General features: G+C 58.6%; 20 protein-coding genes and 8 pseudogenes. 21 read left to right on the top strand and 7 right to left on the bottom strand.

Annotated elements, in window-relative coordinates; genetic code table 11:
- Positions 1–438 precede the first annotated feature (438 nt).
- The gene (locus AC0NIE_RS32975) at positions 439–888 is read left to right on the top strand and encodes a hypothetical protein (RefSeq protein ID WP_473489556.1); all 450 of its coding nucleotides are present in this window, start codon (positions 439–441) and stop codon (positions 886–888) included.
- Between the two features lie 195 nt (positions 889–1,083).
- A complete protein-coding gene (locus tag AC0NIE_RS32970) occupies positions 1,084–1,560 on the top strand; it encodes an Lrp/AsnC family transcriptional regulator (RefSeq protein WP_473489557.1) in 477 nt (158 codons plus the stop codon).
- A gap of 757 nt (positions 1,561–2,317) precedes the next feature.
- Here AC0NIE_RS32970 and AC0NIE_RS32965 read toward each other — a convergent pair.
- Positions 2,318–2,650 (bottom strand): hypothetical protein, encoded by a 333-nt coding sequence (locus tag AC0NIE_RS32965; RefSeq protein ID WP_473489558.1) that lies wholly within the window; start codon positions 2,648–2,650, stop codon positions 2,318–2,320.
- Positions 2,651–2,844: 194 nt separating this feature from the next.
- Positions 2,845–3,094, bottom strand: a pseudogene (locus tag AC0NIE_RS32960) (transposase); the annotation flags it as partial.
- 961 nt (positions 3,095–4,055) lie between these two features.
- Here AC0NIE_RS32960 and AC0NIE_RS32955 point away from each other — a divergent pair.
- Together AC0NIE_RS32955 and AC0NIE_RS32950 are read left to right on the top strand one after the other, a co-directional pair.
- A complete protein-coding gene (locus AC0NIE_RS32955) occupies positions 4,056–4,274 on the top strand; it encodes a helix-turn-helix domain-containing protein (protein WP_473489559.1) in 219 nt (72 codons plus the stop codon).
- Between the two features lie 603 nt (positions 4,275–4,877).
- A pseudogene (locus tag AC0NIE_RS32950) lies at positions 4,878–5,141 on the top strand (transposase); the annotation flags it as partial.
- Between the two features lie 2 nt (positions 5,142–5,143).
- On the opposite strand, the pseudogene AC0NIE_RS32945 reads toward AC0NIE_RS32950, so the two are convergent.
- Positions 5,144–5,366: pseudogene (locus AC0NIE_RS32945) on the bottom strand (recombinase family protein); the annotation flags it as partial.
- A 9-nt stretch (positions 5,367–5,375) separates the two neighbouring features.
- Positions 5,376–5,501 (bottom strand): hypothetical protein, encoded by a 126-nt coding sequence (locus tag AC0NIE_RS32940; RefSeq protein ID WP_473489560.1) that lies wholly within the window; start codon positions 5,499–5,501, stop codon positions 5,376–5,378.
- Between the two features lie 366 nt (positions 5,502–5,867).
- Here AC0NIE_RS32940 and AC0NIE_RS32935 point away from each other — a divergent pair, with 366 nt between their 5' ends.
- From AC0NIE_RS32935 to AC0NIE_RS32880, 12 genes and pseudogenes are all read left to right on the top strand, one after another.
- Positions 5,868–6,083 carry a hypothetical protein gene (locus tag AC0NIE_RS32935; protein ID WP_473489561.1) on the top strand — a complete coding sequence of 72 codons (216 nt, stop codon included), beginning with the start codon at positions 5,868–5,870 and terminating at the stop codon, positions 6,081–6,083.
- A gap of 186 nt (positions 6,084–6,269) precedes the next feature.
- Positions 6,270–6,749 (top strand): hypothetical protein, encoded by a 480-nt coding sequence (locus tag AC0NIE_RS32930; RefSeq protein ID WP_473489562.1) that lies wholly within the window; start codon positions 6,270–6,272, stop codon positions 6,747–6,749.
- 411 nt (positions 6,750–7,160) lie between these two features.
- The gene (locus tag AC0NIE_RS32925; RefSeq protein WP_473489563.1) at positions 7,161–8,396 is read left to right on the top strand and encodes an ATP-grasp domain-containing protein; all 1,236 of its coding nucleotides are present in this window, start codon (positions 7,161–7,163) and stop codon (positions 8,394–8,396) included.
- Between the two features lie 693 nt (positions 8,397–9,089).
- Positions 9,090–10,430 carry a site-specific integrase gene (locus AC0NIE_RS32920; protein WP_473489564.1) on the top strand — a complete coding sequence of 447 codons (1,341 nt, stop codon included), beginning with the start codon at positions 9,090–9,092 and terminating at the stop codon, positions 10,428–10,430.
- The gene (locus tag AC0NIE_RS32915; RefSeq protein WP_473489565.1) at positions 10,427–10,675 is read left to right on the top strand and encodes a hypothetical protein; all 249 of its coding nucleotides are present in this window, start codon (positions 10,427–10,429) and stop codon (positions 10,673–10,675) included. The genes AC0NIE_RS32920 and AC0NIE_RS32915 overlap by 4 nt, the downstream gene beginning before the upstream one ends.
- Positions 10,635–11,324 carry a tyrosine-type recombinase/integrase gene (locus AC0NIE_RS32910; protein WP_473489566.1) on the top strand — a complete coding sequence of 230 codons (690 nt, stop codon included), beginning with the start codon at positions 10,635–10,637 and terminating at the stop codon, positions 11,322–11,324. The genes AC0NIE_RS32915 and AC0NIE_RS32910 overlap by 41 nt, the downstream gene beginning before the upstream one ends.
- A gap of 51 nt (positions 11,325–11,375) precedes the next feature.
- The gene (locus AC0NIE_RS32905; protein ID WP_473489567.1) at positions 11,376–12,383 is read left to right on the top strand and encodes a tyrosine-type recombinase/integrase; all 1,008 of its coding nucleotides are present in this window, start codon (positions 11,376–11,378) and stop codon (positions 12,381–12,383) included.
- Between the two features lie 104 nt (positions 12,384–12,487).
- A pseudogene (locus AC0NIE_RS32900) lies at positions 12,488–12,712 on the top strand (transposase domain-containing protein); the annotation flags it as partial.
- 145 nt (positions 12,713–12,857) lie between these two features.
- A pseudogene (locus tag AC0NIE_RS32895) lies at positions 12,858–13,475 on the top strand (transposase); the annotation flags it as partial.
- Positions 13,476–13,910: 435 nt separating this feature from the next.
- A complete protein-coding gene (locus AC0NIE_RS32890) occupies positions 13,911–14,939 on the top strand; it encodes an IS110 family RNA-guided transposase (RefSeq protein WP_065012380.1) in 1,029 nt (342 codons plus the stop codon).
- A 251-nt stretch (positions 14,940–15,190) separates the two neighbouring features.
- Positions 15,191–15,970: an IS110 family RNA-guided transposase gene (locus AC0NIE_RS32885; RefSeq protein WP_473489995.1), complete on the top strand. Its 780-nt coding sequence runs from the start codon at positions 15,191–15,193 to the stop codon at positions 15,968–15,970.
- A gap of 296 nt (positions 15,971–16,266) precedes the next feature.
- Positions 16,267–16,823 (top strand): annotated as a pseudogene (locus AC0NIE_RS32880) (transposase family protein); the annotation flags it as partial.
- Between the two features lie 387 nt (positions 16,824–17,210).
- Here the strand turns inward: AC0NIE_RS32880 and ectB are convergent.
- The gene (ectB, locus tag AC0NIE_RS32875; protein WP_473489996.1) at positions 17,211–18,485 is read right to left on the bottom strand and encodes a diaminobutyrate--2-oxoglutarate transaminase; all 1,275 of its coding nucleotides are present in this window, start codon (positions 18,483–18,485) and stop codon (positions 17,211–17,213) included.
- A gap of 325 nt (positions 18,486–18,810) precedes the next feature.
- Positions 18,811–19,638 (bottom strand): annotated as a pseudogene (locus AC0NIE_RS32870) (IS110 family RNA-guided transposase); the annotation flags it as partial.
- Between the two features lie 523 nt (positions 19,639–20,161).
- On the opposite strand from AC0NIE_RS32870, the gene AC0NIE_RS32865 reads away from it, so the two are divergent.
- Complete coding sequence (locus AC0NIE_RS32865; RefSeq protein ID WP_473489994.1) at positions 20,162–20,653, top strand: SET domain-containing protein-lysine N-methyltransferase; 492 nt, start codon at positions 20,162–20,164, stop codon at positions 20,651–20,653.
- An 807-nt stretch (positions 20,654–21,460) separates the two neighbouring features.
- Here AC0NIE_RS32865 and AC0NIE_RS32860 read toward each other — a convergent pair.
- Entirely contained in the window at positions 21,461–22,678 is a 1,218-nt protein-coding gene (locus AC0NIE_RS32860) for an IS110 family RNA-guided transposase (RefSeq protein ID WP_473489744.1), read from the bottom strand.
- A 263-nt stretch (positions 22,679–22,941) separates the two neighbouring features.
- Between AC0NIE_RS32860 and AC0NIE_RS32855 the strand changes: the two are divergent.
- The 4 genes and pseudogenes from AC0NIE_RS32855 to AC0NIE_RS32840 all read left to right on the top strand — a co-directional run.
- Positions 22,942–23,100: pseudogene (locus AC0NIE_RS32855) on the top strand (transposase); the annotation flags it as partial.
- 100 nt (positions 23,101–23,200) lie between these two features.
- Positions 23,201–23,347 (top strand): hypothetical protein, encoded by a 147-nt coding sequence (locus AC0NIE_RS32850; protein ID WP_473489745.1) that lies wholly within the window; start codon positions 23,201–23,203, stop codon positions 23,345–23,347.
- Positions 23,348–23,724: 377 nt separating this feature from the next.
- A complete protein-coding gene (locus AC0NIE_RS32845) occupies positions 23,725–24,951 on the top strand; it encodes an ATP-grasp domain-containing protein (protein ID WP_473489742.1) in 1,227 nt (408 codons plus the stop codon).
- Between the two features lie 222 nt (positions 24,952–25,173).
- Positions 25,174–25,695 (top strand): GNAT family N-acetyltransferase, encoded by a 522-nt coding sequence (locus AC0NIE_RS32840; protein WP_473489740.1) that lies wholly within the window; start codon positions 25,174–25,176, stop codon positions 25,693–25,695.
- The last annotated feature ends 387 nt before the right edge of the window (positions 25,696–26,082 follow it).

Raw genomic sequence — 26,082 nt, 5'->3', positions numbered from 1 at the left:
ATCAAATGTGGCGGTCGCGGGCGACTACGACTGCGCCGGCGGGGCATGGAAGACGATCGACGGGGAGGGGTCTATTGGCGCTGCCTATCCGACGGTTTCTTCACGAGGGTCAGCGTCGCGCTCGCGGTGGCCCGCTCCGACTCCAACATCATTTATGCCGGCACGGACGGGTCGAAGATCCGAGGCGACGGCTCTTACGGTGATGGGGTCTACGGGTCGACAGATGCCGGTCGCAGCTGGCTCATCTGGGACTGAAAAGGACCTGCCATCCGGCAAGATCTGCATTAATCCGCACGACCCCGACCGTCTATGTTGCGGCGCTCGGGGACGCCTTCGGGCCCAACGAGGAACGGGGCGGGTTCCGGTCCAAGGACGGCGGCAAGAACCTGACAGAAGGTCCTCTACCGCAATTCCGACGCCGGCGCCGTCGATATGTCGATGAATCCCAACAATCCGCGCATCCTGTTCGCCACGATCTCGCAAACCCGGCGGACCTTCTGGAATGTCACTAGCGGAGGGCCGGGAAGCGGAATGTTCCGGTCTCTGGACGGCGTGGACAGCTGGGAGGAGTTGTCCGGGCTGAACGGTTTGCCGGGCGGGGTGCTCGGCAAGATCGGCGTCTCCGTCTCGGAAGCGCAGTGCGGTCGCATCTGCGCTCCCCTTGAGGCGGAAGGAGACATGATCGGGCTTTATCGCACCGACATTACCTCGACCGCTTCGCAGAACCGCGATCTGATGCCCATGTCTTCGCCGACTCAGCAGGACAACACTTCGAGCTCGGTTCCGAGCGCCTCGGAATGGGGCGTCATGCGTCATACCCGTTTGCGACTGTACCTACCTGCGGATGACGGCATTCCGATCAAAAAACGGACGCGATTCCCGAATTAGCCGGACGCGATTGCGCCAGGTCGTTACGGAGTTCTGCTAGAAGCCGTTCGCAGCCCATTTCAAAATGGAAGGGCGAAAGCCTTTGCCAAAACCTTCAAACGCGATTACATTCGCATTCCATTTTGGCTCTAGCGCACGATTACCGCAACGAGATGGCATTTTACGGCGAAAAAAGTCACCTCAACTGGAGCTGAAATGAAATACGATCGTATAGACGCTCGCATTCTTGAGATTGTGCAAAAAAATAACCGACTGACTTCTGAAGCAATCGGTGACATGGCCGGGCTATCCGCTACCGCGTGTCAAAGACGACTGAAAACCCTCCGTTCGGAAGGTATCATCGTGGGCGATGTCTCAATCATTTCGCCGAAGGCAGTTGGAAGACCTATTGGGATGTTTGTCCTTGTAAGCCTAGAGCGCGAGCGTGCAGATATAATTGATAGATTCAAGAAGGCCATAAAATCCTCACCTGAAATCGTCAATGGATTTTACGTCACAGGGGACGCCGACTTTGTTCTATATGTGACCGCACGTAGCATGGAAGATTACGAGCAATTCACCCAGAGGTTCTTCTATGAAATCCCCGACATCAAGGGCGTTAAAACGATGGTGATAATGGACCGTGTAAAGGTGGGCTTTGCCCTACCGATCGAGGCTCCGTCCGAAGATTGATACAGTCTAATTAAGTCGCGATCGCTGATTGGTGAAAGGTCTTTTCGACCTCTTGTTCAGAACCAGGACGACGGCTGCGGCGACGCAGATTGCGCAGAGAAGATGCGGCGCATCATTTCAAGACCCTATGTCTTTTCTGCTTGCTGGCTGTGAACTGGTTCGCCCCACACTGGCAGTGTTGAAGCGACGGTTGCTCCCCTACTCGGGGTGTTGAAGTCAAGCGCTTTTCGAGCCTGCCAGCTTCGCTGGCGTTGTGTCGGGCGAATTGAGAAATTGACACCTCCCGTTGCCTCACCGAAGAGTGTTACCTAACGATTGCGGGTTGAAGCGCGGTGATCGCCCTCCAGTCGCCATTGATGATTTCAACGGCTGTCTCCTCACGCGAGACTTTCACGGCTATTTGGACCGTCCGCAGGCTTTTGGTCGTGAACCGCGTTTGATGACCTTCATCAGCCTCTGCAGCACGAGGGCTGCCGAGAGTGTCGGCTTGGCCTCCAATCACACGGGTCTTCACTCGCAGCTTGAACGAGGGCTGGAAGAGATCGCCGTGCAGCCGCACTGCGTCATAGAGACGAACAAGGGCCGCCGTGGCCTCCGCACCCACGAACCTGCCATAGCCGACCAGGCGACGAACGATAGCATCGTTCTTCTGCTCGACTCATGCCTAATCATTCTTCCGATAAGCCCGGAAACGCGTCACTTCCAATCCTTGACTTCTGCACCGGGCGATCACGGAGTTCATTCATGAAGGCGCTTGTCAAAGTCCACGCCTCGAAGCGGAAAGGGGAACAACGACTGGCTCGCTTGATGGCAGCGATGACAACATGCCCTCGGTCCAGCCTATGGCGATATCGGTCAGGACCATCGTTTGCACACGCACCGCAGAACTCACTCCGGCGCGACGGCGCTGCCCGCCGCGAGCTACAGCACGTACTACCGAAAGCAGGCGATCCATCGTCGCTGCGCTGATGGTCAGCAGCTTGTCGCGAAGTTCGCCATCCAGATCGGGCCGGCCATGCCGCTCAAGAGCCGGCAGCAAAATGCGAAAAAGCGGTTTCAGCCGTTTCGAGCAGACGATCGGACGCTTCATAATGCCACCTGCGCCTCCCGAACTTCAGCGCCATAAAGCACCGGATATTGTCTGGCGGGCGAGGGACCGGCAGCTCGAGGTCGCAGCATGCTGATCGTTCGCGATGATAGCCGGTAACCGCGACGAGCTCGTCCAAAATCCGTTGTTTGGCGGCCCGGCAGCTCGATCGATATCGCTCGATAATCGAAACGCGCGGCGGAGCCTTTGTCGAGATTAGTTACCACCAAGGGGATGTCCAGCCCGCAAGTGGTTGCCTCGATGCGGGCGGCTCAGGCGCGGCGTTCCGTGTTCCAGGATTTCGGCTTGTATCGAGTCTCCACATAACCGCGCAGCTCCGGCTTGTGTTCCAGCGCGGCCGGTGCGGATATCATCGGCGGCTTGATCTACGAGACGCTGGAGAACCTTGTTGCCGGGCAGGCCGAAGAGGTAGTCGATTGCATTGTCCACCGCCAGCCCATGACCTTATTACGGCCAAGCCGTCCCGTCTACCCGGATGCAGGCCAGAGGGCGCGGATTCGCCGGCCAAGGCTACGCAAACCGCCGCGGATTTGTCCGTCGGATCTTGACAGGACGCAGGATAATGGCGACCTGACGGCCGGCTCATGCGATCGCAAAGAGATGTCGGCCATGGCGTGTGTCACCCACTCGGGATGGCCCGGACGCCGAGCTGATGCACTCAGCGTCAAACCTAGCTGGGATCTTCTTGCTTCAAGGCTGGAAACGAGAACGGCGCCTGATCCGAACTGCTCAGCCGAAAAGAGTGACTGCGCACCCAGTTTGACTATTTGAGACCAGTGCTGGAACAGCACCACGCCATCGCTGCTGCTTAACACGTTCTATTTTCTTGTAATTTCCACGAAACGCAAAAAACATAAAATTAACACAAGATAATTCTTGTCCGAAGTTAATGTGATATAGCTTGGCGACCCCGTATAGCAACATTGCCGCTTGTGCATACCTTTGGCAATAATCCAAAAATGACGTGATGAGTAAACTAATGAGATGCGCAACGTGTAGTTTCGGGGTAATAGTGATTAGAACCTGAAATGATCCGACTGCCTTTGTTTTGAGCAAGCCGACGCATGTTTCTGGCGCAGAGGCGCTCGCGTAGCATTGTTCGATGACTCGATAAGACATGGAATGTCGTGCACAACAGTTATTCATGCATTTGGACCGTCCATGGGACCCTTATACACGCGGACAAGAAACTTAAAAGTCGGTCTGGCCCATCCGAGCTCATGCTGGATTCCCGGTGAACGACAGGAGCGTTCAGATGTATGCCATTAAAACACGGGACCTCCAGAAAAAGCACCCGCTATTTCGATCGATAGGATACGCGCTAGTTCAAACGTAGAAACCAAAGATATGCGCTTCTTTCATAAGACGGATTGTTGGTTGGGAAAAGATGGATGACAACGAAAAGACGGTTAGTCTATCTGTGAGGGAAAAGGAATGTATTCTGTGGGCGGCGAGAGGGAAATCATCCTGGGAAATAGGAATGATTCTCGGAATTTCCCTAAACACTGTGAACTTCCACATGAAAAATGTGATGCGAAAATTGGATGCGCCCAGCAGAACGGTTGCTGCGATAAAAGCGGTAAACTGCGGAATTATCCATTTGTGAAAGTGCTGGCAGTGAATGCGCAAGGCCAAAAGTGCGACGAGCTAGGCAGCTCGAAAAGCCTCCCTATTCGAGCGCCCCTGTGATTTCATGTGTGCGCCCCCCCGCCCGGTTCTGCAAGTGGGTTTTGAACAGCGCAGAGCATGGGATCGAGTGCGGTCATCTGTCAGGCCGCACAACTCTGCCCGTTCGCATGGCTGCGGGCCGGTATGAGATGGGCGGATCAGGTTCCAAATCACTGTGGGCGAGCTAGTCTCTCCTGTTCCCTGTCAAGGTTGAAGGCAAGAAGGCTCGCCTGCTTGGCAGGTTTGCCATGCAGTCGAAATCGGCTGAAGCTGGATAGGGCTGGGGTGGAGCTCAGAGACAACGGTCGATCAGACTCTCATCCGCGGGTTGGGCACCGGCCTTCCGTGTCTTCGTCTCGGGGCTGTCCTCGGTCTAGAGGGCGGGGATATATCCTGAAGGTTCTGCAAAAAGTTCTGAAGAGAGAACGGCGGCTGCTCTGAGGTAGGGGCGGCCATGGCACGCTGGTGACGTTGCGATTCACCGATCCCGTGGAAAGGGAAGTGCCATGACCAAGCAAGAAGTTAAGCTCAACGGCCAGAGTTGAAAGCGCTGCTGCTGTCGGACGCGGACGGCTTTCGGCGGGTTTTGCAGAGTGTGGTGCACGAGGTTCTGGAAGCCGAGATGACGGAGGCGCTGGGGACTGAGAAGGGCGAGCGGACCGCGGAGCGGGTCGGCTACCGGTCCGGCTACTACGAACGCCGGCTTGTGACACGGATTGGCGTGCTGGAGCTACGCAAACCGCAGGACCGAGCCGGCCGGTTCTCGACGGAGCTGTTTGAGCGCTATCAGCGCTCGGAGAAGGCATGACCGGTGCACAGATCGTCGACGAGTCGTTCGAAACCGGGGCGCTCGACGGCGCCGCTCGCGCTGCGGCCCAGATCCTCGTCGATCACCTCTACATTTGGAACCCCCACCCCGCGCAACGTCGACCAGCTCATATTGCCGGCGTTGACTCTCAAGGTTGGCATGAACCTGTTGGGCCGTCGACTGTCTGACGTAGACGACGGCCTTGCGCCTCAGGAGGGCCAAGGGAAGAGATTACCGCCCGTCATCGGTCATCTCCTTCTCCGCGACGCCTGCAGCCGCCGTCAGCAGCTTGGCGAGGCTCGCGACTGTGCGCTGCGCTTTCGTCAGCCCGTCCTGGGCTCCGGAGTTGAGTGGCATGATCAATTGCCACGATGCTGGCAGCCGCTTGGTGGGGCAGTCTCTTCATCGATGACCTCCTGAGCGTTCGAACCGCCCTCAAGGCCACTACGAAATCCCCATGGATCAAGAGGTTGTGAAGCTCAGTCAGCGCATCCACGGTAACCCGAGTGCTACCCAAGCTGAACGCTTCGCAAACGTCGCGGTCCAACATCCATGCGGGAACGACAATGTAAAGTCCGGTCGGGGCGGGAAGGCTCTCCTGGCCGGCATGCTCATCTGTTGTTATTGCGGCCGCCGCCTGTGCGTCGTTTATGTAGGCCGCCGCATCGGGTACATATCTATCGTTGCGACCGTTCGAACCTTGCGCTGGCGCGACCCCGATGCATGACCGCCAATGGCGGTCGAGCCGACGCCGCGATCTCGCAAGAGGTTTTGCGTGCCGTGGCATCCATGGCGATCGAATCAGCTTTGGAGGCGGAGCGGATCCATCTTGAAGGCGAAGCGCAGCGACGGCAGATGATCGAACTGGATTTGCAGCAGGCCCGCTACGAAGGCCTCGCTTGCCGAACGGCGCTATGCGGCCTGCGGTCCCGACAATAGGCTCATAGCTGCTCAGCTTGAGAAGAGCTGGGAGGCGACGCCTCGCCGTGTCGAAGCCTGCGAAGCCCGGCTCAACAATCGGCCAGTTCGCGATGACCCCGCCACGCCGGATTTTGCCGGCCTGGCTCAGGATCTGAGGGCTGCATGGGACGCTCCCAACGTCGACATGCGTTTTCGGCAGCGCTCGTGCGCGCACTGATCAAGGATATCGTCGTTATTGTGGACGATAATGCGAGACAGGTCGAACTCACCATATACCGGCAAGGCGGACAGCATTCGCAGGCTCACATTCGCAAGCCAAAATCCGGCGAGCACACCAAACGCACGCCCGAGGAGGCGATGGCCATCATCCGATCGATGGCGACGCGCTGGTCCGACGCAGATGTCTCCGCCACGCTCAACCGCATGGGGGTGCGGACCGGTCAGGGAAAGACCTGGATAGGGCATCGCGTCAGCTCATTGCGCCGGGTGCACAAGATCGAGAGCCACCGGTCGGCCTGCAACACCGGCGGAGAGTGGCTCACCATGTCTGAAGCCGTCACCAACCATAAAATCCGGCGTGCCGTCGAAGCCGGCTCTTGCCCACCGAGCAAATCATGCCCGGCGCCCCCCATCAAGTCCGCGCAGCGGACCTCGAAAAGCCCGCCGTCGCCAACAGTCCATTGAGTCCAAGCTACTACAATTTACACCGCGCCATTCAAGACATCGTCACAGCGCACTGCCACCATGGCGCTTGCCTCTGGGATTATGACAGCCGAGGACCGCCGCCATGCTTTCGAGCGACACGGCAGCTAGGATTGCAAAAAACAACGTCGCGAAACCGTACGCAATAGGCTCAGTCGAAGCAGGATCACTGACGTGTCGACACTCCTTTCCAATAATCATCCAGGCTCATGCTACACGGCTAGCATCAAACGTCGTAACACGCCCTTCAACTATATTTACAAAATGTTTGCGACTGTCGATTGCTGATAATGGTACCTTCGCCGCAAAGTGTGAGGTCAGGCACGTATTAAAGAGCTGACGCCGATTCACGCTCAGGCCACCGCACTGCACGAAACATTGGAGTTGGCAGCAATGGCAAAAAGAGCACTCATCCTCGTTGAGGGTCATCGCCGCATGGGCCTGCAATATGTCCAAGCTGTCCAGCGTCTGGGTGTGCTACCAATCACTCTGTGTGCCGATCCGTCCCGCTACGACTATCTCGCGGCGGAAGTCATTGAGGCAATCCGTGTCGATACAGACAATCTCGATGCCCTGATCCATGAATCTTCCCGGTTGTGTGCAACCTACGACGTTGCTGGCATTACCGGCATTTCGGACGTCGAGGAGTCGGTCTATGCGACAGCTGCCAAGCTTTCTTGTCATTTTGACCTACCGGGACCGAACCCCGCAGCGATTGAACGATGCTGCGACAAATTCACTCAACGTCAGTTCCTCAAGGAGGCCGGCGTTCCAATGCCGGCTTATCGCCTGGCAGCGAATGCGACAGAAGTAGAAAGCTCTGCCGCGGAGATCGGATTGCCGGTGGTTCTTAAGCCAGCCGTAGGCAGCGGCAGCGTCGGCGTCCGATTGTGCCGCAACGGCGATGAGTTGGCCGAGCATACGACCTATCTATTGGGCGGGAGCCACATTTGGCCGTCTTCGCCGAGGATACTCGTCGAAGAATTCGCACAAGGCCCGCTTTATTGGGCCGACATAATGGGAGATCAGATCATTGGAATTGGCATCGCTGACTGCGGCCCTCCACCGCATTTTGTCTTTCGTGAGGGCACCATTCCGGCCCCTCTGAACGATGACGAGCAGGAGCGTATCGCCGTTGTTTCGCTGAGCTGTTTGCGAGCTCTGGGCCTTGGCTGGGGGCCAACGGGCATAGAATTCCGATGGACGAAGCGTGGTCCAGTCGTCATTGAAGTCAATCCGCGGCTTCATGGCGCGCCCACTCCCCAACTGATTCAGCTGGCTTACGGTGTCGATCTCATCACCGAGCACATCAAACTTGTCATCGGGGATGAATGCGATTTACGCAGAAAGCGTTCGCAGGCTGCGGCCGCGCGATGTCTAAATCCTGATCGCGATGGCTCCCTCGATTGGATTGGGGGCGTTAGCCAGGCAGCTGCCATACCTGGTGTCGCCGAGGTCAATTTTTTTGTTGAACCCAAGACCCCGATCGTCAGGAAAGGCGATCTTCGAGACATTGTGGGACATATCATCGCCGTTTCACCTACCCGCGCTGAGACCGAGGCGATACTTCAGCGCGCCGTCGCGTCGATCGATTGGATGATCACCCCATTTCCGACCCTAGGCGAATAGAAGTGGCAAGAAGCCGCTGCTGGCCACCAAGCGGGGTCACCCTCGATCGTTGCTGGAGCAGCGCGCCTTTGGGCAGATCCGCTGGCAGACGAGGTGCGTGCGCGGGGTGTGGCGGCGCGATGACTTGGAGACGACCAAGAAGTGTCCAAGGCGCTCTGGGCCAAGATCGCGCAGGAAGGCAGCTGATGCTCACCGCTAACCACTGCGGCGCTGGAAAGCAAGACCGAAATGGAGGGCGTGGCGAGATCGCGAGTTGAATGTCCCGGCTATCGCGGCGGCCAGCGCTTCCCCAAGACCGGTGCTGGAGAGTTCTAATGGCTTTGGGCAGGGACGGTGACCTTGCACTCTGATCTAATCTGGCTTGAAGTTCGTCATGGCCCATCGCTGGCCAGCAAGCACGTAACGCCCCCGCGCTGCTTGAGCCCGGCCGCGAATTCACGCCAGCTCGAATGGCTTTCCCGGTTGGCCAGCTGACGCCCAGAGCCCGGCGCCGGCCCCCCAGTCCACCCGATCGCCACCAGCACCGGCTGGCTGGCGATCACGCCGGCGCCGAACGGTCCGCTCGAAATGGGAATGCCATCGACCAAACGACAACCTCGCGCTCCGACATGGGCAGAATGTCTGCGAGATGGCTATCGGCAGAAATTATGCTCAGGCCCGGATTATGCGCAGTTTGTGTGCGCGACGTTCGGGATGCGAGCGGATGCCGGGCATCCCCCAGCAGGCCGGGCGACCGTAGGTTTACATAATCCTGATCTCCTCTGCGCGCCAACCGTAGAGGAGATCGTCATGAACCAAATCAAACTGCAGCCGGCGCCCCGTCAGTGGCTTGAGAACAGCCCGTTGGGGCCATTCTCGGAGCGCTATCTTGAGCATCTGGGCCGTGCCCGCTATGCGCCCAGCACCGCACGTGTTTATCTGTGCTGCATTGCCCATTTCGCCCACTGGATCTCGACCGAACGGCTCGCGTTAGAGTCCATAGGCGAAGCCGCGCGAGTTCGGTTTATCAGCGAGCATCTTCCCGTCTGTGACTGCCCTTATCCGGCCCGTCGCTTGCCGCACGAACTCAGGGCGGCCATCACGCATTTGCTTGCAGTGCTGCGTGCCGAAGGCGCCATTCCCGCAACTACCGCACACACCACACATGGCGGGGAATTGGCGGCATTCCGGGCCTACATGCGCGATGTCGGCGGGTTAGCCGTCAGCACACGAGCGAGGCGCGAGCGGATTCTTCGACGCTTTCTTGAGGAACAGTTTCCGGAAGAGGAGATCTCTATCGCCGGCCTTGAGCCGGCGCGTGTGAGACGCTTCATCCTCGGCGAACTGCAGGGCTGGACGACCGCCACCATTCGCATTGTTGGGGGTGCGATCAGCCGCTATCTCCGGTTTCGGCAGATGATGGGCGACGACGTTCAGCATCTACTCGGCGCAATCCCTCGCGTTGCATGCTGGCGGCTGAGCAGCTTGCCGGATGTGCTTTCCGACACGCAGATTGAGATTCTGCTCGCTTCATTCGACAAGGATTTCCCATCGCGCCGGAGGGCCTACGCCATGGTCCGGTGCCTGACCGATCTTGGGCTCCGAACCAGTGAGGTTGTGCAACTGCAGCTCGGCGACATCGATTGGCGGCAGGGTACGATACGCATTTCCCGGTCAAAGGGCCGGCGTTTCGACGTCCTTCCCTTGCCGCCCGAGACGGGTGACGCGATCGCTGCGTATCTGCGGCATGAACGTCCACCGAGCACGAACCGCGCAATATTCGTACGCCACGTCGCGCCCTATGACCTGCCGATCCAAAAAGACGTTGTAAGGCGCGCCGTTTTCGCCGCCTACAAACGTTGCGGCTGGTCCCAGACACGCGTTCATATCCTCCGGCACACCGTCGCCAGCCGCATGCTGAACGCTGGTGTGCCCATGAAGCAGATCGCCGATATCCTGCGCCATCGGAGCATCGACACCTCCATGATCTACACGAAGGTCGACCTTCAGCGGCTCGCGGCGGTCGCTATGCCGTGGTCGGGGAGTGTGGCATGAGCCGGTCGCTGACCATGCAGGCGCGGATCGACGCCTATCTTTTGGAGCGACGTCGCCTTGGATTCTCGCTCGAGACCTCTGGCATAATGCTGCGGTCGTTCGCTCGCTTCGCCGATCTGTCCGGCCATCGCGGCCCGCTGACGACGACGCTCGTGGTCGCTTGGGTTCAGGGGGAGGCGCGGAACGCGACGCACAACCTCCTGGGTGCGCCGCCTCGAAGTGCTGCGGCCCTTTGCCGAGCATGAGAGACGTCTCGACCCACGGAACGAGCTTCCCGCAAGCAGCATATTCGGCAAAGCGCACCAACGCCGGACGCCACATATCTACACCGACCAGGAGATCGTCGCGCTGCTGCAGGCGGCGCGGCGGCTGCAGCCGCAACACTCCATTCGACCGGCAACATACGAGACCATGTTGGGGCTGATCGCAGCCACGGGATTGCGGATTTCCGAGGCACTCAAGCTCCGATGCGGCGACGTCGACATTGCCGGCCGATGTCTGACCGTGCGCATGACCAAGTTCACCAAGTCAAGGCACGTACCATTTGATGCCAGCGTCGCCGCTGCGCTCTCGCGCTATGTGGCACTCCGCGCCCGCTACGCTCCGGCCGAGTCGGATGCATCTTTCTTCGTCGGCGCCTCAGGGCAAGTGCCGTCCAAGCGGCAGGTCCATTGGACATTCCAGCAGTTGCGTCGGGACGCAAATATTGTTGCTCGTGGGGCCTATGACGAGGTTCGCATTCACGATCTGCGCCACACCTTCATCTGCCGGCGAGTGCAGCGCTGGCAGAACGAAGGCGCGGATATCGACAATGCCATCGCCGCGCTGGCCACCTATGTCGGCCATGCCAAGGTCTCCGATACCTATTGGTACCTGACCGGCATCCCGACCTGATGGTCGCGGCCGGCGATCGCTTCGAAGCATTTGCGGCGGAGGAGCGCTTTCATGGGTGAGCAGACAACACCGTCGTTCGCCGCGCTGGTGCAGCGCTTCTTCGTCGAGCATCTGGGCCAACATCGCGCCGTCAGCCCGCGGACCATCTCGGCTTACCGCGATACGTTCCGACTGCTTCTGGCGTTTGCCGAGACGTCAATCGGCAAGCCTCCGAGCAAACTCGCGCTCACCGATCTGAACGCGCGACTGCTGCTCGATTTCCTCGACCATCTGGAGAAGGTTCGCGGCAACAGCGTACGGAGCCGGAACGCGCGGCTTGCCGCGCTGCGAACATTCCTCAAATACGCGGGACATCATGATCTTGACGCCCTCGGGATCATAGAGCAGGCGCTCGCCATTCCGATGAAGAGGGCCGATCGCCCGCTGATCGGCTTCCTGACGCGATCGGAGATCCAGGCCATCCTCGACGCTCCCGACGATGCGACATGGGCGGGGCGGCGGGATCGGGTGCTGTTCAGTCTCATGTACAACACCGGCGCACGCGTCTCCGAGATCATCGGAATCCGCTGCCGTGATATTGTTCTTGAAGGCCAGCCCGCCGTGCACCTGCATGGCAAGGGGCGCAAGGAGCGGTGCGTTCCCTTATGGCGCCCGACAGCCGCCCTTGTTCGGCGATGGCAGCGATCGCTGGGAGCAAACGCACAGGACGGCTTCCTGCTGCCAAACCGCGCAGGCGCGAAGATGACCCGCTCCAACGTCACGCAACGGCTGGATCTCGCCGTCGCTGCAGCACGGCGCCATCTTCCCTCTCTCGCTGGCCGCTTGATCTCGCCCCATGTGATCCGGCACACGACAGCAATGCATCTGCTGCAGTCCGGTGTCGACATCACCGTCATCGCGCTTTGGTTGGGGCATGAAGACACCGCGACCACGCACATGTATGTGGAGGCCGATCTATCCATGAAAGAGCTGGTGCTCGGGAAGTTGCAGCCCCAGGAGGCCAGGCTTAGACGCTACCGACCGCCCGACAATTTGATGCGCTTCCTCGAAGCCCTCTGATTATGTCAAGGTCACCGAGGTGGAAACGGCGACTGGCCCACATCCGCCTCGGCCAACTGCGCATAATCCGGGCCTGAGCATAATTGCGCTTATGCATACCTTTTCTTAGGCGCAAGTCCTGGCTGTTCTGCGCGTCCGATCGCGGCGGACAACGCGCTGCCGTTCTCTACAGCCTGATCGCCAGCGCCAAGTTGAATGACATCGACCCTCAGGCCTGGCTCGCCGATATCCTGGCGCGCATCGCGGCCCACCCAGCACAGCGGATCGATGATTTGCTGCCGTGGAATTGGCGATCCGCAAAACTGCGGACCCACCCAGCGGCGGCCTGATCATGCAGAGCAATAAGGTGCATCACGTCTCCACCGTCGAGCGTGTCGCCAGGAACCTTGGCGTCGGCGGAGCGCTCATCCAGGACCTGACCCTCGGTCTCGAGGATTCACTCGGTACGGCGGCGGCGAATCGAGGGGACGGCGAATGTCCAGGCTACGGGAGAAGCGCGAGACGGGAGAGCAGGACCGGTTCCGCTCCAGGCTCGACCAGATCATCAACATGAAGCACGAGCTGGTGCGGCTGGCGCAGGCGATCGACTGGCCGGTTCTGGAGGAGGGTTTCGGCGCCGTCTATTCGGACGGCCCTGGCATGCCGCCGCTGCCGACCCGGCCGATGGCGGGGTTGGCGATCCTCAAGCACACCTTCAACCTGTCCGACGAGGTGCTGTGCTAGCGCTGGGTGGAGAACCCCTATTTCCAGTATCTCACCGGCGAGGTGTTCTTCTGCCATGCGCTGCCGTTCGACCGCTCGCCGATGACGCGCTGGCGCAGCCGCATGGGCGAGGAGCGGATCATGGCGCTGTTGCAGGAGAGCCTGAGCCTTGCGGTCAAGACGGGGCGATGAAGCCGGTCGACACGCGCCAGGTGATTGTCGACACCACCGTGCAGCCGAAGAACGTCATGTTCCCGACCGACGCCAAGCTCCTCCACCGGGCACGCGAGCGGCTGGTCAAGAGGAAGGGGGCTCCATTTGCGCCAGAGCTATGTGCGGGTCTCCAAGCTGGCGCTGATCAGCCCCCAGCGCTATGCCCAAGCCAAGCAGATGGGGTGGATGCCAGCCTTCTCCGACGGCATCGCGATGTGCCAAGTTTGTGGTGTTACAGCCACGCAAAGGAGAGGCAGGCATCCATGGAAAAGGTTACCATCATCGGGGTCGATCTGGCAAAGAACGCCTTTCAGCTGCACGGGGCGGCAGCTGATGGACCGGTTGTATTCCGCAAGAAGCTGTCGCGCCTGCAGTTTTGTAGGTTCATGGCGGTCATCCGACATGTATATCGTGGCGATGGAGGCGTGCGGCAGTTCCCACTATTGGTCTGGCGAGATGGCCCGGCTTGGCCATCAGCCGAAGCTGATTGCTCCTGGCTATGTCAAACCGTCATCAAGCGGCAGAAGATGGGATGGTTGCCGCCCTCCCCAGACGGCATCGCAATGTGCCAAGGTCGTGGTGTTCAACGCCACATGAAGGAGAGGACGGCAAATGAAAGATACTATGATCGGGGTGGACCTGGCAAAGAACGTTTTCCAGCTTCACGGCGCGACAATGACGGGGCATCTGAGATTCCGTAAGAAGCTGACGCGGTCACGGTTCCGGCAGTTCATGGCATGCCAGCCGCCTGCTGTGGTTGTGATGGAAGCATGCGGCAGCGCGAGCTACTGGGCTCGAGAAATGGTCAAGCTTGGCCACGAGGTGAAGCTGATCGCACCTCAATATGTGCGGCCCTTTGTCAAACGGCAGAAAAACGATGCTGCCGATGCTGAAGCAATCGTCGTTGCAGCACAGCGCCCGGAGATGCGTTTTGTACAGCCGAAGTCGGAAGATCAGCAGGCATGCGCTGTGTTGTTCCGAGGTCGGGAGCGCCTCCTCCATCAGCGCACCGAGCTTGTGAACGCTCTGCGTTCGGTGCTGTACGAATATGGTCACATCATTCCGAAAGGGATCGCCCATATCAAGCGGATTGAGACTATTCTGGAGGAGCCGAACAGTGACCTGCCTGCTCTGGTGCGCGAGGAATGCTTTGATCTGCTCGAACAGATTGCTGAAAAGACGGCCCGGATCGACGTCAAAACGGCAAAGGCCAAAGCCCTTTCCCTGGCGACCGATACAGCGCGGCGCCTGCAGACAATGCCTGGTGTCGGGCCCCAGACCGCGTTGGCGATCAGCGGCTTTGCTCCGCCGATGGAGAGCTTCAAACGCGGGCGGGACTTTGCGGCCTGGCTTGGGCTCGTGCCACGTCAATACACCTCCGGCGGCAAGGAGCGACTTGGACGCGTGTCGAAGGCTGGCCAGACCGATATCCGGTCTTTGTTGATCATCGGCGCCATGTCACGCCTGACAGTGCTGGCCCGCAAATCCATCGTCGAGGGTTCATGGCTGGCACGGATGCTGCGTCGCAAGCCGCTCATGCTGGTCGCGATCGCGCTTGCGAACAAGATGGCGCGGGCGATCTGGGCGATGATGACAAAGAAAGAGGATTATCGAAATCCGGCGCGAGTTGTGGCTGCATGACGCATATGCATCACCACACAAACTGGCGCCGGTGAAAAAGGTGTAGGAAGTCGATGACCTGAATGGGCACAATGATCGAAAAGATCTGGATTGGGAAAACCAGCCGTCGTTCCCGAGCTTGAAAGCTCTTGCAGAAGATTTGGACCCGATCCGCAGATCACCATACCGGCCCGCGGCTTCTTGAAAGGCCGCAACGACAGGCCTGAGAGAAGAACGCACTCGATCACCGGCACATCAGGTTGGAAGGCTTCTTGCATCAAGGGCGGCAACCAGAGAAGAACGACGCAGCGGATGCGGAGGCGATCGTCGAGGCGGCGCAGCGGCGCTTCGTCGAGACCAAGAGCGAGGAGCAGCAGTCCCGGGCATTGTGTTTCGCACCCGCGAACAGCTGGTCAATCAGCGCACCGAGGGTCAACGCCTTGCGCGCGCACCTTTACGAGTTCGGCCATGTTGCTCCGCAAGGCATCGGCCACCTGAGGCGTCTGGGAGAGGTCGTTGAGGACGAGAACACGGAACTGCCGGATCTGGTCCGCGAGATCTGCGGCGATCTGTTGGACCAGATCGACCAGCTGACCGGTCGGCTCGACGCACTGAAGAAGACGATCGACGCGCTGTCCAGGAAAGGTGAAACATCGCAACGCTTGCAGACCATGGCTGGTATCGGCCCCATCGCCGCCCTTGCCATCGAAATCTTCGCGCCGCCGATGGCGACCTTCAAATGCGGGCGTGACTTTGCCGCCTGGCTTGGGCTGGTCCCGCTGCAGAAGTCGACCGGCGGCAAGCAACGACTAGGCAAGACCTCGAAGATGGGCCAGCGCGACATTCGCCGTCTGCTCATCGTCGGCGCCATGGCTGTGGTGCAATGGGCATCCCGGAAGGGTGCGCCCGAGGGGTCCTGGCTTGCCCGCATGATGGCGAAGAAGCCGCGCATGCTGGTGGCGATTGCGCTGGCCAACAAGATGGCGCGTGGCATCTGGGCGATGCTGACGAAACAAGAGGATTACCGGAATCCGGCGATGGTGCGGGCATGATCATTCAGCAGCACACCTGAAGCCGGGACGTCGGGGATGTGATGAAGGCAAGAACCGCATTGGCAAACGATCGATCAGATCGGGGTCAGGAAAACCAGTGTTTGAACGAGAGCCGCATGAGCTCGCCAAGCAGATTTGGACCTGATCCGCGCATCACCATACCGGCCCGCGGCATGGGAAATGGCCGCACCCGAAAGGCCTGACACAAGTCCGCTCTCGATCACGCGTTCAAAGGTTCAAATCTTCCTTGCAAAACGGCTGGCATCCACACAGTGGGCCAACAAGGCGCTGCACAGCTCAAGACCTATCTCGGCCGGACCATTCGCGACATCGCTCGCCAGATCGCCGGCGATGCGGGGCTGGACGCGCTCTTCAAATGGCCGCTCTACCAGGCCGCCACCGTTCTCGAGCAACGTCAGCGCCAGCGCGGCCGCAAGATCTACAGCCTGCACGCGCACGAGGTGGAATGCATCGGCAAGGGCAAGGCGCATGCGCCTTACGAATTCGGGGTGAAGGTGTCGGTGGCCACCACGCTGAAGCGCTCCAGGGGCGGCCAGTTCGCCCTGCATGCAAAAGCGCTATGACGGCCACACGCTTGCAAGCGTCATCCCCGACATGGAAAGACCGTCGGCAACGAGATCGGCCGCGTCCTCGCCGACACCGGCTATCGCGGCCACAACGCACCGCAGAGCCACAAGTCAGGGTCTTCACCAGCGGCCAGAAACGCCGCGTCACCCCAGCCATCAAGCGCCAGATGCGCCGCCGCTCCGCCATCGAGCCCGTCATCGGCCACATCAAGGCCGAGCATCGGATGGGCCGCAACTACCTCGCCGGCCAGCAGGGCGACGCCCTCAGACACCGGCCGAGTTCGCCGCCACCTTCAATCCGCGACGGTCGCTCGCGCTTCCCTATGCCAAAGGCTCCGCGTCAGCGCCCGTCGCTTCACCCGCCCAGCAGGGCACAACTCACGCCGGAAACGAACTCGAAACTGGATAGAAACTGGGGGCAAGGTCAGCCTCTATCTGGTCCCGTCCGAGATCAGGCACGGCGTCCACAGATATCAAAACTTACATCGAAGCCGTCAATGCCGATCCAAAGCCCTTCAGATGATGTAGGTGTGCGCTCACAGTTATTCGGAAGAGAGCTTCCCTGCCTTCACCGACCGGATTCTGGCTCACCGGCGGTCCAACAGGCCTGCCCGACGGTGTGAGGCGGCGTCGCGAGGCATCCCCTATCCAGATCAATCCTGAAGCTCAACAGGTCCTATCTGTTTCAGTGTCCCGGCCAACGACTCCTCAAATATGTCGAGCCCGTGATTTAGTGTCTCAAAGTCGATCGTAAGTGCAGGTAAGAATTTCACGACCCGACCAACGGGTCCGCATCGTTCAATAAGCAATCCTTTCTCGAATGCCGATCTTGCCGTCTCCCACGCGATTTCGGCCATTTGGCAATCAAACCCAAACGCCATGCCTCGCCCTCGAACAGCAAATCTGTTCCCATAGTTGAGTGAAATGGCTTCCAGACGGCGGTGCATAAATTCTCCTGTTCGCTGTACTCCCTGCGAGAACGTCTGATCTCGCCAATAGAGATTTATCGCTGCAGTTGCAGACACAAGTGCAAGGTTATTTCCTCGAAACGTGCCCGTGTGTTCTCCTGGCTGCCACGCGTCGACCTCCTCTTTGATCAACAAAACCGATAGTGGCAGACCGTACCCACTTAGCGATTTCGATAACACGACAACATCAGGCGACAGGCCTGCAACTTCGAAGCTAAAGAATTCACCTGTACGACCGCAGCCCATCTGGACGTCGTCGACTATGAAAACAGCGCCAAGATCTTTTGCTATCTCCTGAATTGATTGCAACCACTCGCTACTTGCAACGTTTATACCACCCTCACCTTGTATAGACTCAACTAGAACGGCAGCCGGTAAGTTGATTCCGCTGCTCTTGTCCTCCAAAATTTTACGGATGTAAACGGATGTATCCACGGACGGACCTAGATAACCATCATATGGCATAAATGTAACGCCAGGCAAAGCAACACCGCTTGCGTCTCGATAAAAACGGCTACCAGTTGCAGCAACCGCTCCTAGACTTAACCCATGAAATCCACGCGTGAAAGAAATTATATTCTCACGGCCTGTGACTTTGCGTGAGAGCTTTAAGGCCGCCTCAATAGCGTTCGCACCTGTTGGCCCGGTGAATTGGAACCGGTAGCTCAGCCCTCGTTCTTGCAGAATAACAGAGCTAAATGTCTCCATAAACTCGAGTTTCTCAGGAGTAGCGACATCAAGCCCATGGACGACGGCATCGGACGCCAGGTAGTCCGTAATGGCCGCTTTGATCTGATGATTGTTGTGTCCGTAATTCAGTGCTCCAGCGCCAGACAGGAAATCAATGAGACTTCGACCATCCTCCGTCAACATAATAGAGCCGCGCGCCCGACTGAAAACGGTTGGAAAGGAACGTGAGTACAACCGGACGTTCGATTCCAGAGCTTCCAAGGCCTGCATATTGCTAACCCCACCAATCACTTCACTCATGGTCATCTCATCCTCAAGTAACTGGTCAAGGAGAACACAGCAGAAGCATGCCCACCTGGCCGAGCGGGGTTACCTCCCGGAACGGCCATGCTAACCTACGTGACAGTCGGAAAAGTCGAACCTACTAACGCTAGTAGTGCTCCGCGATTCAGATGATCGACGTGAACGGTCCGGCTCCTGGGTGGGCTGGCTGGATCCTCACCGAACAAGGTGGGCAACACAGCCGGGCCGAGCAGTGGTGCGACGGCGATGACGTTGTGTGGTCTTCATCAGAAGATCGGCCGCCCAGTGAGTTGATCGGCGCTTTCGGGGTGAAGCGGAGTACAGGATGGGCACTGACCAGGACAAGGCGGGTCCTGCCAAGATGGTCCTTGCCGCCCGATGAGTTCTGACGCGGCACCAGATCTATCCAGGCCGGCAGCCTCCGGCCGGATTTGAAGAGCGCTACGTCTGTCATGGTTGCGGCGATAGCGCTTGCAGTGATCGGGCCGATTCCCGGAACTGTCTCTAGGTGTCTGCTCAGATTATTCGAGCGATGCCAGGCACGAATCTGGGGATCCATCCCGCTGACCTTCTCGTGCACTTCCCGCAATTGCCCGATAGCGGAAGAAGCGCCGATCGCGCAACCGGCAGGATGAGTGCGTGGTCATCTTCAGCCATCGCGATCACATTTCCGACGCCAGCAACACCCTGGCGGTTCACGATATCGAACCCCGCCAGATGGCCGTTCACCGGGATTGCCATTGGCCGGATCAGGAGCTCGCGCAACCCGATACAGCACCAGTACGCTCTGTTGCTCCTCGCTCTTCACCGGAACAAGCTCATCATCGGCCGCGCCACCGCCTCGCAGATCGCCTCGCATTCCTCCCATAAATTCTTCTGCCGCTTCATAGGGCGTGATGTAGGATGCAGACACCAGCCGAACGTCGTGACCCAGCGACATGAGAGGCCGAGCCCAGTGCTGCTCCGTCGCGCAAGCCTAATGCCGATCAGGCACGGCGGCAATGATTGAGCATCATTGCGGCGGAGCATGCGACGGACATGTTGCATCAGCGCCATCGACCCCGTGGACCTGAAACAGCCCGCTTGGCGTATCCAGGCCAATTTTCGTAATCCTCTCCAGGTACGGTTCTCCCTCATCTGACTCTCGACAGCCACACCTGGTACCCTGCGATGCCGGGAGTGGGGGCCGTCCCTCGCATCAAATCAGGAGGTCTGAAGTACTCCCGGTCCATCCGCTCAGCGCCTTCAGCCTCTCGGCGATCGGTGGCAGGACCGGCGCAACACCACTATTGACCTCAACCTCGTTCACCCACTCATTGATCATCGCCGCTGAGAAGCCGATTTCCGCCGCGATCGAGGATACCAATCATCACAATGAATTGTCGCCTTCGCGATCCAAACCTTCCATCGGTGCGCGCCCTCAGATGACTCCAAGTTTGCAGCCTCCACGAACCCTGCCTGGCTCACTCAAACCGAGTGGCTAAAGTGCCCCACCCTTCCTGGTAGGTGATGACGAGCTTGAGAATGGAGTAGTTTAGCTCTCGAAACTAAGTTTGGAAACGAGGTCTGCGCCAAGAATGACGGACAGGTTGCAGGTGAGCGGAACTGATGCCCTCGTTGGCCGATTATAGGCAGAATTACCGGTGAATATTACCCTGGAATTCAACGGCGGCTACTCGGCTTGTGAATACGACGCGCCATGCTCAGCAACGAGAGAGGCCACAATGGTCGACCGGACCTTTGATCGAAGCAACGCAGTGTATGTCAAAAATGTGACCCAAAAAGGTCGGAGCGTATTTGCAAACGTTCCATTCAAGGCCGGAGAGCTAATAGAGCGTGCTCCAACATGGGCATTCGACGATGGGACAGCAAGTTTGATAGATAAGACGGAATTATTACAGTATTACTTCGTGCGGAAACTCGAAGTGGATCTTATGACAAGATACGTTGTCTTCGGCTTTATCTCGATCGTGAATCACTCGTCAGACCCAAATGCAAAAGTCGTTTGGGTAGATTCCGACTGCGGCGCGTGGGCAAGCATTGTTGCAATAAAGGATATAAAAGTGAATGAAGAGATAACGCACAGGTATGCGAACGTCTCTGCTTATCCTAGCTCTATAAAATTCGTCGAATGAGTTAGACGGATCGCCTAAACTCAAACATCATCGTCTGTTGTATCTGGCGCAATTTGCAGGCGTGGCACACTCTGAACTGCGCAGGGGCGTTTCGCTGTAGCCACTGCCTCGCTCATCGGCCAGCCTTTCGGCTTCCGTGATGTGGATCGGAGATGTAGCCGTTCTTCGCTGGCGAGGCGTCGTTCTTTTTGGGCCGATAAGCCGCGTGGCCCTCAGCGTCGAGCCGGTGTTGCGAAGCTGCGCCACCATTGTCTTCAGTCCCTCTCAATGCGGAAGTTCCGACCCGGGGCGATCTAAAGAAGGTACCTTCCCGAAGGAACATCGCCAAGCTCCACTCGACGGATGACATCGACAAGCCTAACTTCGGCTTTTTGGCTTTTTCGACGGATGACATCGACAAGCCTACTTCGGCTTTTTGGCTTTTTCGACGGATGACATCGACAAGCCTAACTTCGGCTTTTTGGCTTTTTCGACGGATGACATCGACAAGCCTACTTCGGCTTTTTGGCTTTTTCGATTCCTGTTCGTTTCTTTGCTCGGCTCCAGGGTGAGCTGTTTCTTCGCCCCGGCCTGCAGGATTTCCCGTGCGAGCGTGTCGAGACGCAGTCAAGGCTGGCCGGTGCGATGCCGCCACGGCCGGCTGCGAGGTTTCCAGGCCACGCTTTGACGGCGTCGAGCACGGCGCCATTCTGGAGCGGACCGAGGCGTCGGTCGTGCCGCCACATTTCCTTGTGCTATATTTGTCCGGCACGGACGACCACGTGGCAAAGAGTGGTGCGAGAGGATGAGAGTGCCGCCACGCAGCCGTTATAGTCGTTCCTCGTTTGTGGCGTCCGTGCGCCGCTTCGGCCCGCGTGACCGCCAATGCCGAACCATCAGCTCGTAGGCACGTTCGGCATTCTCGGCCGCGGCTTTCTCGCTGTTTCGCAACTCCTTCACGTTGTAGGCGTAAGCCGAACCGCGGCGACCGACACCGCGCTCGCCTGGCGCGCCAGCCTTGAGAGCGAGCTGCCTCTGCTTTGCCGCCACCAGCGCCGGGCGAGCCCAGAAGTAGTCCTGCTCCTTTGTCAGCAGATGCCAGATCAACACGGCGAGCTTGCGGGCGACCGCCACGGCTGCGACCTGATGGCCGCGCTTGTTGCGAATGCGCAGGAAGAAGGCCCTGAGCGGTCCGGGCGCCTTCGCCGCCGCCCAGGCGGCCTCGACCAGCATGGCGCGGGCATGGGAACGCCCATGTTTGCTGATCCGGCCATATTGCGCCAAGCCAAGACCGGATTGGCGCACACGCGGATTGAGGCCGAAGTAGCTCACCAGCTTCTGCGGCTCGCGGAACCGCCGGATGTCGCCGACGGCGGCGATGATACCGCTCGCGACGATGGCATTGACGCCGGTGATCGTCTGAAGCCGCCGGACTTGCCTATCATCAACCGCTTCCCGGGCGATTTCCCGATCGAGGTCAGCCAGATCCTCGGCCAGGCGGTCGATCTCGCGGATGTGGCGGGCGATAGCGGCCCGCTCGTCGTCGGGAAGCACCTGCCGCTCGAGCCAGGCGCGACCCCGACGGTTGAACAGATCGGCATGCGGGCACTTCGGCACGAGGTGCGCCTGCAGGATGCCATGCACCTCGTTCTTCACGCGTGTGCGATGCCGCACGACCTGGTTGCGCCGCGCGACGAGGCGGCGAAGCCGCTCAGTCCGCTCATCGGGAATCCAGACCTCAGGCAGAAAGCCGCTAGCATGGAGCTGCGCCAGAACGCCGGCATCGATCTTGTCGGTCTTGATCCTGGCATGGGCGATCGCCTTCACCTGCATCGGGTTGGCGACAATCACCCGGTCGACATAGGGCGACAGAACCCGCACCACCGCCATGGCGTTGCCCGTAGCCTCGATGACAATCTCATCCGTCCGTCGCAAACTGCGGCCAAACCCTTCCAGTCCGGAGCGGGTCATGTCGACCCGTCCGTGATGGCGCAACCGGCCGTCTTCCCAAACCACCACCTCCGCAAAGGTGCGGTGGATGTCCATTCCAATCACACATCTCATCGGCTCCCTCCTCAAACAGTCGGGAGCCTGCGGGCGACGCGACACCTACGGATCCGCGCTCTCGGCGCAACCGGGCAGGTCGCAGGGGCGGCCAGCTACTAACGCGAGCTCGCAGCTCATCGAATACATCGGCCTGCCCGCACTTGGCGTGCTCCCGGTGCCCCTGTCCCGGATGGTCGCACCATACGCCGAAAATCGATCATCTCCAGCGGGGATAGGATGGCACCGTCATGATCATACCGGTTACCAATCCGATCGAGCGTCTCAACGGCGAGATCAAGCGGCGCACCGAGGTCGTCGGAATCTTCCCGAACGACGACGCCATCGTCCGCCTGGTTGGCGCAATCCTGCTCGAACAGAACGACGAATGGACAGTGCAGCAGGCCAGATACATGACTCTGGAAAAATCGATCGCAACCGAGCCGGCCTGTGGGGCGGCATCCAGTCCGGAAGATGGAAGGTCCCGCCGTACGGCTGCCGAATCAAAAGTTGGCGGATGCCGTCATGCTCATGCTCACCGACAACGACAACGGTCTGCCCAGCCAGCGGATGGAATGGATAGGTGACGACAACGTCGAAGCCCGGATTCCCGGCATTATGACGCTGCTTCCGATGAAGGCGACCGTAATTGGGCCCGTTTCGCCAGCCTGATCGGCACATGCAAGATGAACCGCGTTGAACCATACGCCGATCCGCCGAGGCATAGATGATTGGCTTCTAAACGCCGCTGATTGACCTGGTGCGACACGGGGAGCACAAGTTCCTCAGCTTGGCGTGGTGGGGAGGTTGGCCACGTGGCTATTTCCGCCGGCGGGCGCGCGGCTTCACGCCGAGATCAGGCTGAACGGGCATGCACTGCAATGCCCTTTTCACCACCGCGTTAGGAGGTCGGTGCAACAAAATAGGAAACAAATTTAAAGAATATTTTGCGATATAAGGCCCACGGAAATGATAAGTTACTTCTGGTACGAATCGAGTCACGGCAACATACGTAAACACGTAGCAAGGCATCGTGGGCGTCAAAGAAAATGTTAAAACGCGCTATCATATTTCTCGAAGGTGCAAGTAATAGTCCTCTATACAACAAAGCGGCTAGAAGCATTGATCTTAACCCAATTACCATCTCTGCTGATCCGGAGATATTTGAGTATCTCGCGGCGTTAGGAATTGAGGCGATCCGTGTCAATAGCAACGACTTCGATTCGATGATCCGAGAATGTATCCGGCTGCGCTCGACCTATGAAATAGCTGGTATTACCAGCGCCCAGGAGTCGGTCTATGCGATGGTTGGCCACCTCTGTCAGTACTTCGATCTGCCGGGACCGAACGCCATGGCGGTTGAACGGTGTTGCGACAAATTCGTTCAACGTCAGCTGCTCGCTGAGGCTGGCCTTCGAGTACCTGCATATCGTGTGGTAGCGAATGCGACGGAGGTTGAACGCTCTGCCACCGAGATCGGCCTGCCGGTAATTCTTAAGCCAGCCATCGGAATTGGCAGCAGTGGTGTCCGATTGTGCCGCACTCTTGATGAGATAGCCGAACATACGGTCTATCTGTTAGGCGGGAAGCACAAATGGCGGTCCTCACCAAGGATACTTGTTGAAGAGTTCGCAGAAGGCCCGCAGTATAATGTAGAAATTATGGGAGATAAGGTTATAGCGATTGGCGCTGCGAACTACGACCCACCCAACTTCTTCTGTCGTGGGCACCTATATCCGGCCCCTTTGACTGACAAAGAGTGCAAGCGTATCTCAGATCTTTCGCTGAGCTGTTTGCGAGCTCTCGGGCTCGGTTGGGGGCCCACAAACATTGAACTTAGGTGGACGAACCACGGTCCAACCGTCATTGAAGTCAATCCGCGTCTTGCGGGTTCGCCCGTTCCTAACATGGTCCAACTGGCTTACGGTGTCGATCTCATCACCAACCACATCAGGCTCGTTGTTGGTCAGAAATTGGATTTGCGCGAAAGGCAGTCACACGCTGCGGCCTCGCGGTACCTACTTCCCGAGTGCGATGGCACTCTCGACTGGATCGATGGCGGGAGACGGGCGGCTGCCGTATCGGGTATTGCCGAGGTAAAATTGTACGTTGAACCCAAGACGCCGATAATCATGAACGGCGATTCCGGAGACCGCATCGCACATGTCGTCGCTACTTCGCCCAGCCGTGCTCGGACAGAGGCGATACTGCAGGATGCCGTCGACTTCATCGATTGGTCGATAACTCCATTTCCGACCCTATCTGGAGCGGATTAAGCGTGAACCATTCGGGCTGTGTTGTTGTAGGCCGAGATGAAGCGCCGACGATCCGCCGAGACACGCTCGTCCTCCGCCTGCAACGTCGCGACGCAGCAGTGGCGCAGCCCTGCAGGCAACTGATGGAATTCGATCCACATTGCCCCTCTTGGCACTTCGAAAGTCCATGGTCATCGTTAATGCGGGTTAGGCGCTTGCAAAGCGTTCAGATTGGAAATATTCATGATCACGTATCAGACTGAACGTTTAATTCTCACCTCCATCCGACCCGAACACACGGCGGAATTGTTCCAGTTGCATGCCGACCCCGTGGTTCAGAAGATAGTCTATGATAATACTCCGCAAAGGATTGAGGATGTACGCAAGTGGGTCGAAAGGTCTTTGGCCCAGTGGCGCAAGAACGGCTTCGGCACCTGGATCTTATACGAGAAATGCAGTGACAGTCCGGTTTTCATCGGTCGCTGTGGCCTTCGCGACCACGCAGACACAAATAATATCGAACTCTCTACTTCATTGCTCGGACGCGGAGTTGGACGAGGTTTGGGGCTGGAGGCCGCACGATTCGCCATCACGCACGCTTTGCGAAGTTCGGCCAAGGAAAAGGTAGTCGGCCTCATCAGGCATTGTAATTTGCGGTCGCAGCGAGCAGCCGCAAAGCTTGGGCTGCGGTATATTGACGACCGCTGGCATGACGGCAGATTCTACCAGTATTACGAAATGACCCGCGAGGAGTATTTTTCCTAGCCGCGGCACGGGGTCCCACGGTAAGTAGATACACTTAGGGGTAACGTTTACTGCGATTTGGCATGTGATTGAGGACGTCGGTTCCGGAGAGGGCGTCAATCGGGAACCGAGTCAAGCAACTTTGCTGTTCCTTCGCGGTTGATATTGCCGGACCATTCTTGCGTCCGGCGGTAGAGTTCCCCGGCTTTCTCGGGATTGCGGGCTGGCTTGCGCCACTGGAGCAACGAGATCACCTTGCGAAGCCGGAGCGGGTAACCATGCCATCACCAGGCGCGCTGCAAAGCAGAAGCGTGTCACGGTCGAGCCAGTCAATGCTGCCCTTGGCCCTCCAGGAGATTGAAACCGTGGGCGACAAAGCTCAGAGAGCTCGTCGAATTCGCGATGCAC

Source organism: Mesorhizobium sp. WSM4842, from assembly GCF_055901575.1.
This window is presented reverse-complemented; position numbering and strand designations above follow the sequence as displayed.

What these genes read in the sequence shown, in the direction of transcription:
- AC0NIE_RS32925 (WP_473489563.1), top strand. Translation starts at nt 7,161, where the DNA reads ATGGCAAAAAGAGCACTCATCCTCGTTGAGGGTCATCGCCGCATGGGC.
- AC0NIE_RS32940 (WP_473489560.1), bottom strand. Translation starts at nt 5,501, where the DNA reads ATGCCACTCAACTCCGGAGCCCAGGACGGGCTGACGAAAGCGCAGCGC.
- AC0NIE_RS32840 (WP_473489740.1), top strand. Translation starts at nt 25,174, where the DNA reads ATGATCACGTATCAGACTGAACGTTTAATTCTCACCTCCATCCGACCC.
- AC0NIE_RS32975 (WP_473489556.1), top strand. Translation starts at nt 439, where the DNA reads ATGAATCCCAACAATCCGCGCATCCTGTTCGCCACGATCTCGCAAACC.
- AC0NIE_RS32905 (WP_473489567.1), top strand. Translation starts at nt 11,376, where the DNA reads ATGGGTGAGCAGACAACACCGTCGTTCGCCGCGCTGGTGCAGCGCTTC.
- ectB (WP_473489996.1), bottom strand. Translation starts at nt 18,485, where the DNA reads ATGCAGGCCTTGGAAGCTCTGGAATCGAACGTCCGGTTGTACTCACGT.
- AC0NIE_RS32850 (WP_473489745.1), top strand. Translation starts at nt 23,201, where the DNA reads ATGCTCATGCTCACCGACAACGACAACGGTCTGCCCAGCCAGCGGATG.
- AC0NIE_RS32970 (WP_473489557.1), top strand. Translation starts at nt 1,084, where the DNA reads ATGAAATACGATCGTATAGACGCTCGCATTCTTGAGATTGTGCAAAAA.
- AC0NIE_RS32965 (WP_473489558.1), bottom strand. Translation starts at nt 2,650, where the DNA reads ATGAAGCGTCCGATCGTCTGCTCGAAACGGCTGAAACCGCTTTTTCGC.
- AC0NIE_RS32845 (WP_473489742.1), top strand. Translation starts at nt 23,725, where the DNA reads ATGTTAAAACGCGCTATCATATTTCTCGAAGGTGCAAGTAATAGTCCT.
- AC0NIE_RS32920 (WP_473489564.1), top strand. Translation starts at nt 9,090, where the DNA reads ATGCGAGCGGATGCCGGGCATCCCCCAGCAGGCCGGGCGACCGTAGGT.
- AC0NIE_RS32955 (WP_473489559.1), top strand. Translation starts at nt 4,056, where the DNA reads ATGGATGACAACGAAAAGACGGTTAGTCTATCTGTGAGGGAAAAGGAA.
- AC0NIE_RS32860 (WP_473489744.1), bottom strand. Translation starts at nt 22,678, where the DNA reads ATGGACATCCACCGCACCTTTGCGGAGGTGGTGGTTTGGGAAGACGGC.
- AC0NIE_RS32935 (WP_473489561.1), top strand. Translation starts at nt 5,868, where the DNA reads ATGACCGCCAATGGCGGTCGAGCCGACGCCGCGATCTCGCAAGAGGTT.
- AC0NIE_RS32890 (WP_065012380.1), top strand. Translation starts at nt 13,911, where the DNA reads ATGAAAGATACTATGATCGGGGTGGACCTGGCAAAGAACGTTTTCCAG.
- AC0NIE_RS32915 (WP_473489565.1), top strand. Translation starts at nt 10,427, where the DNA reads ATGAGCCGGTCGCTGACCATGCAGGCGCGGATCGACGCCTATCTTTTG.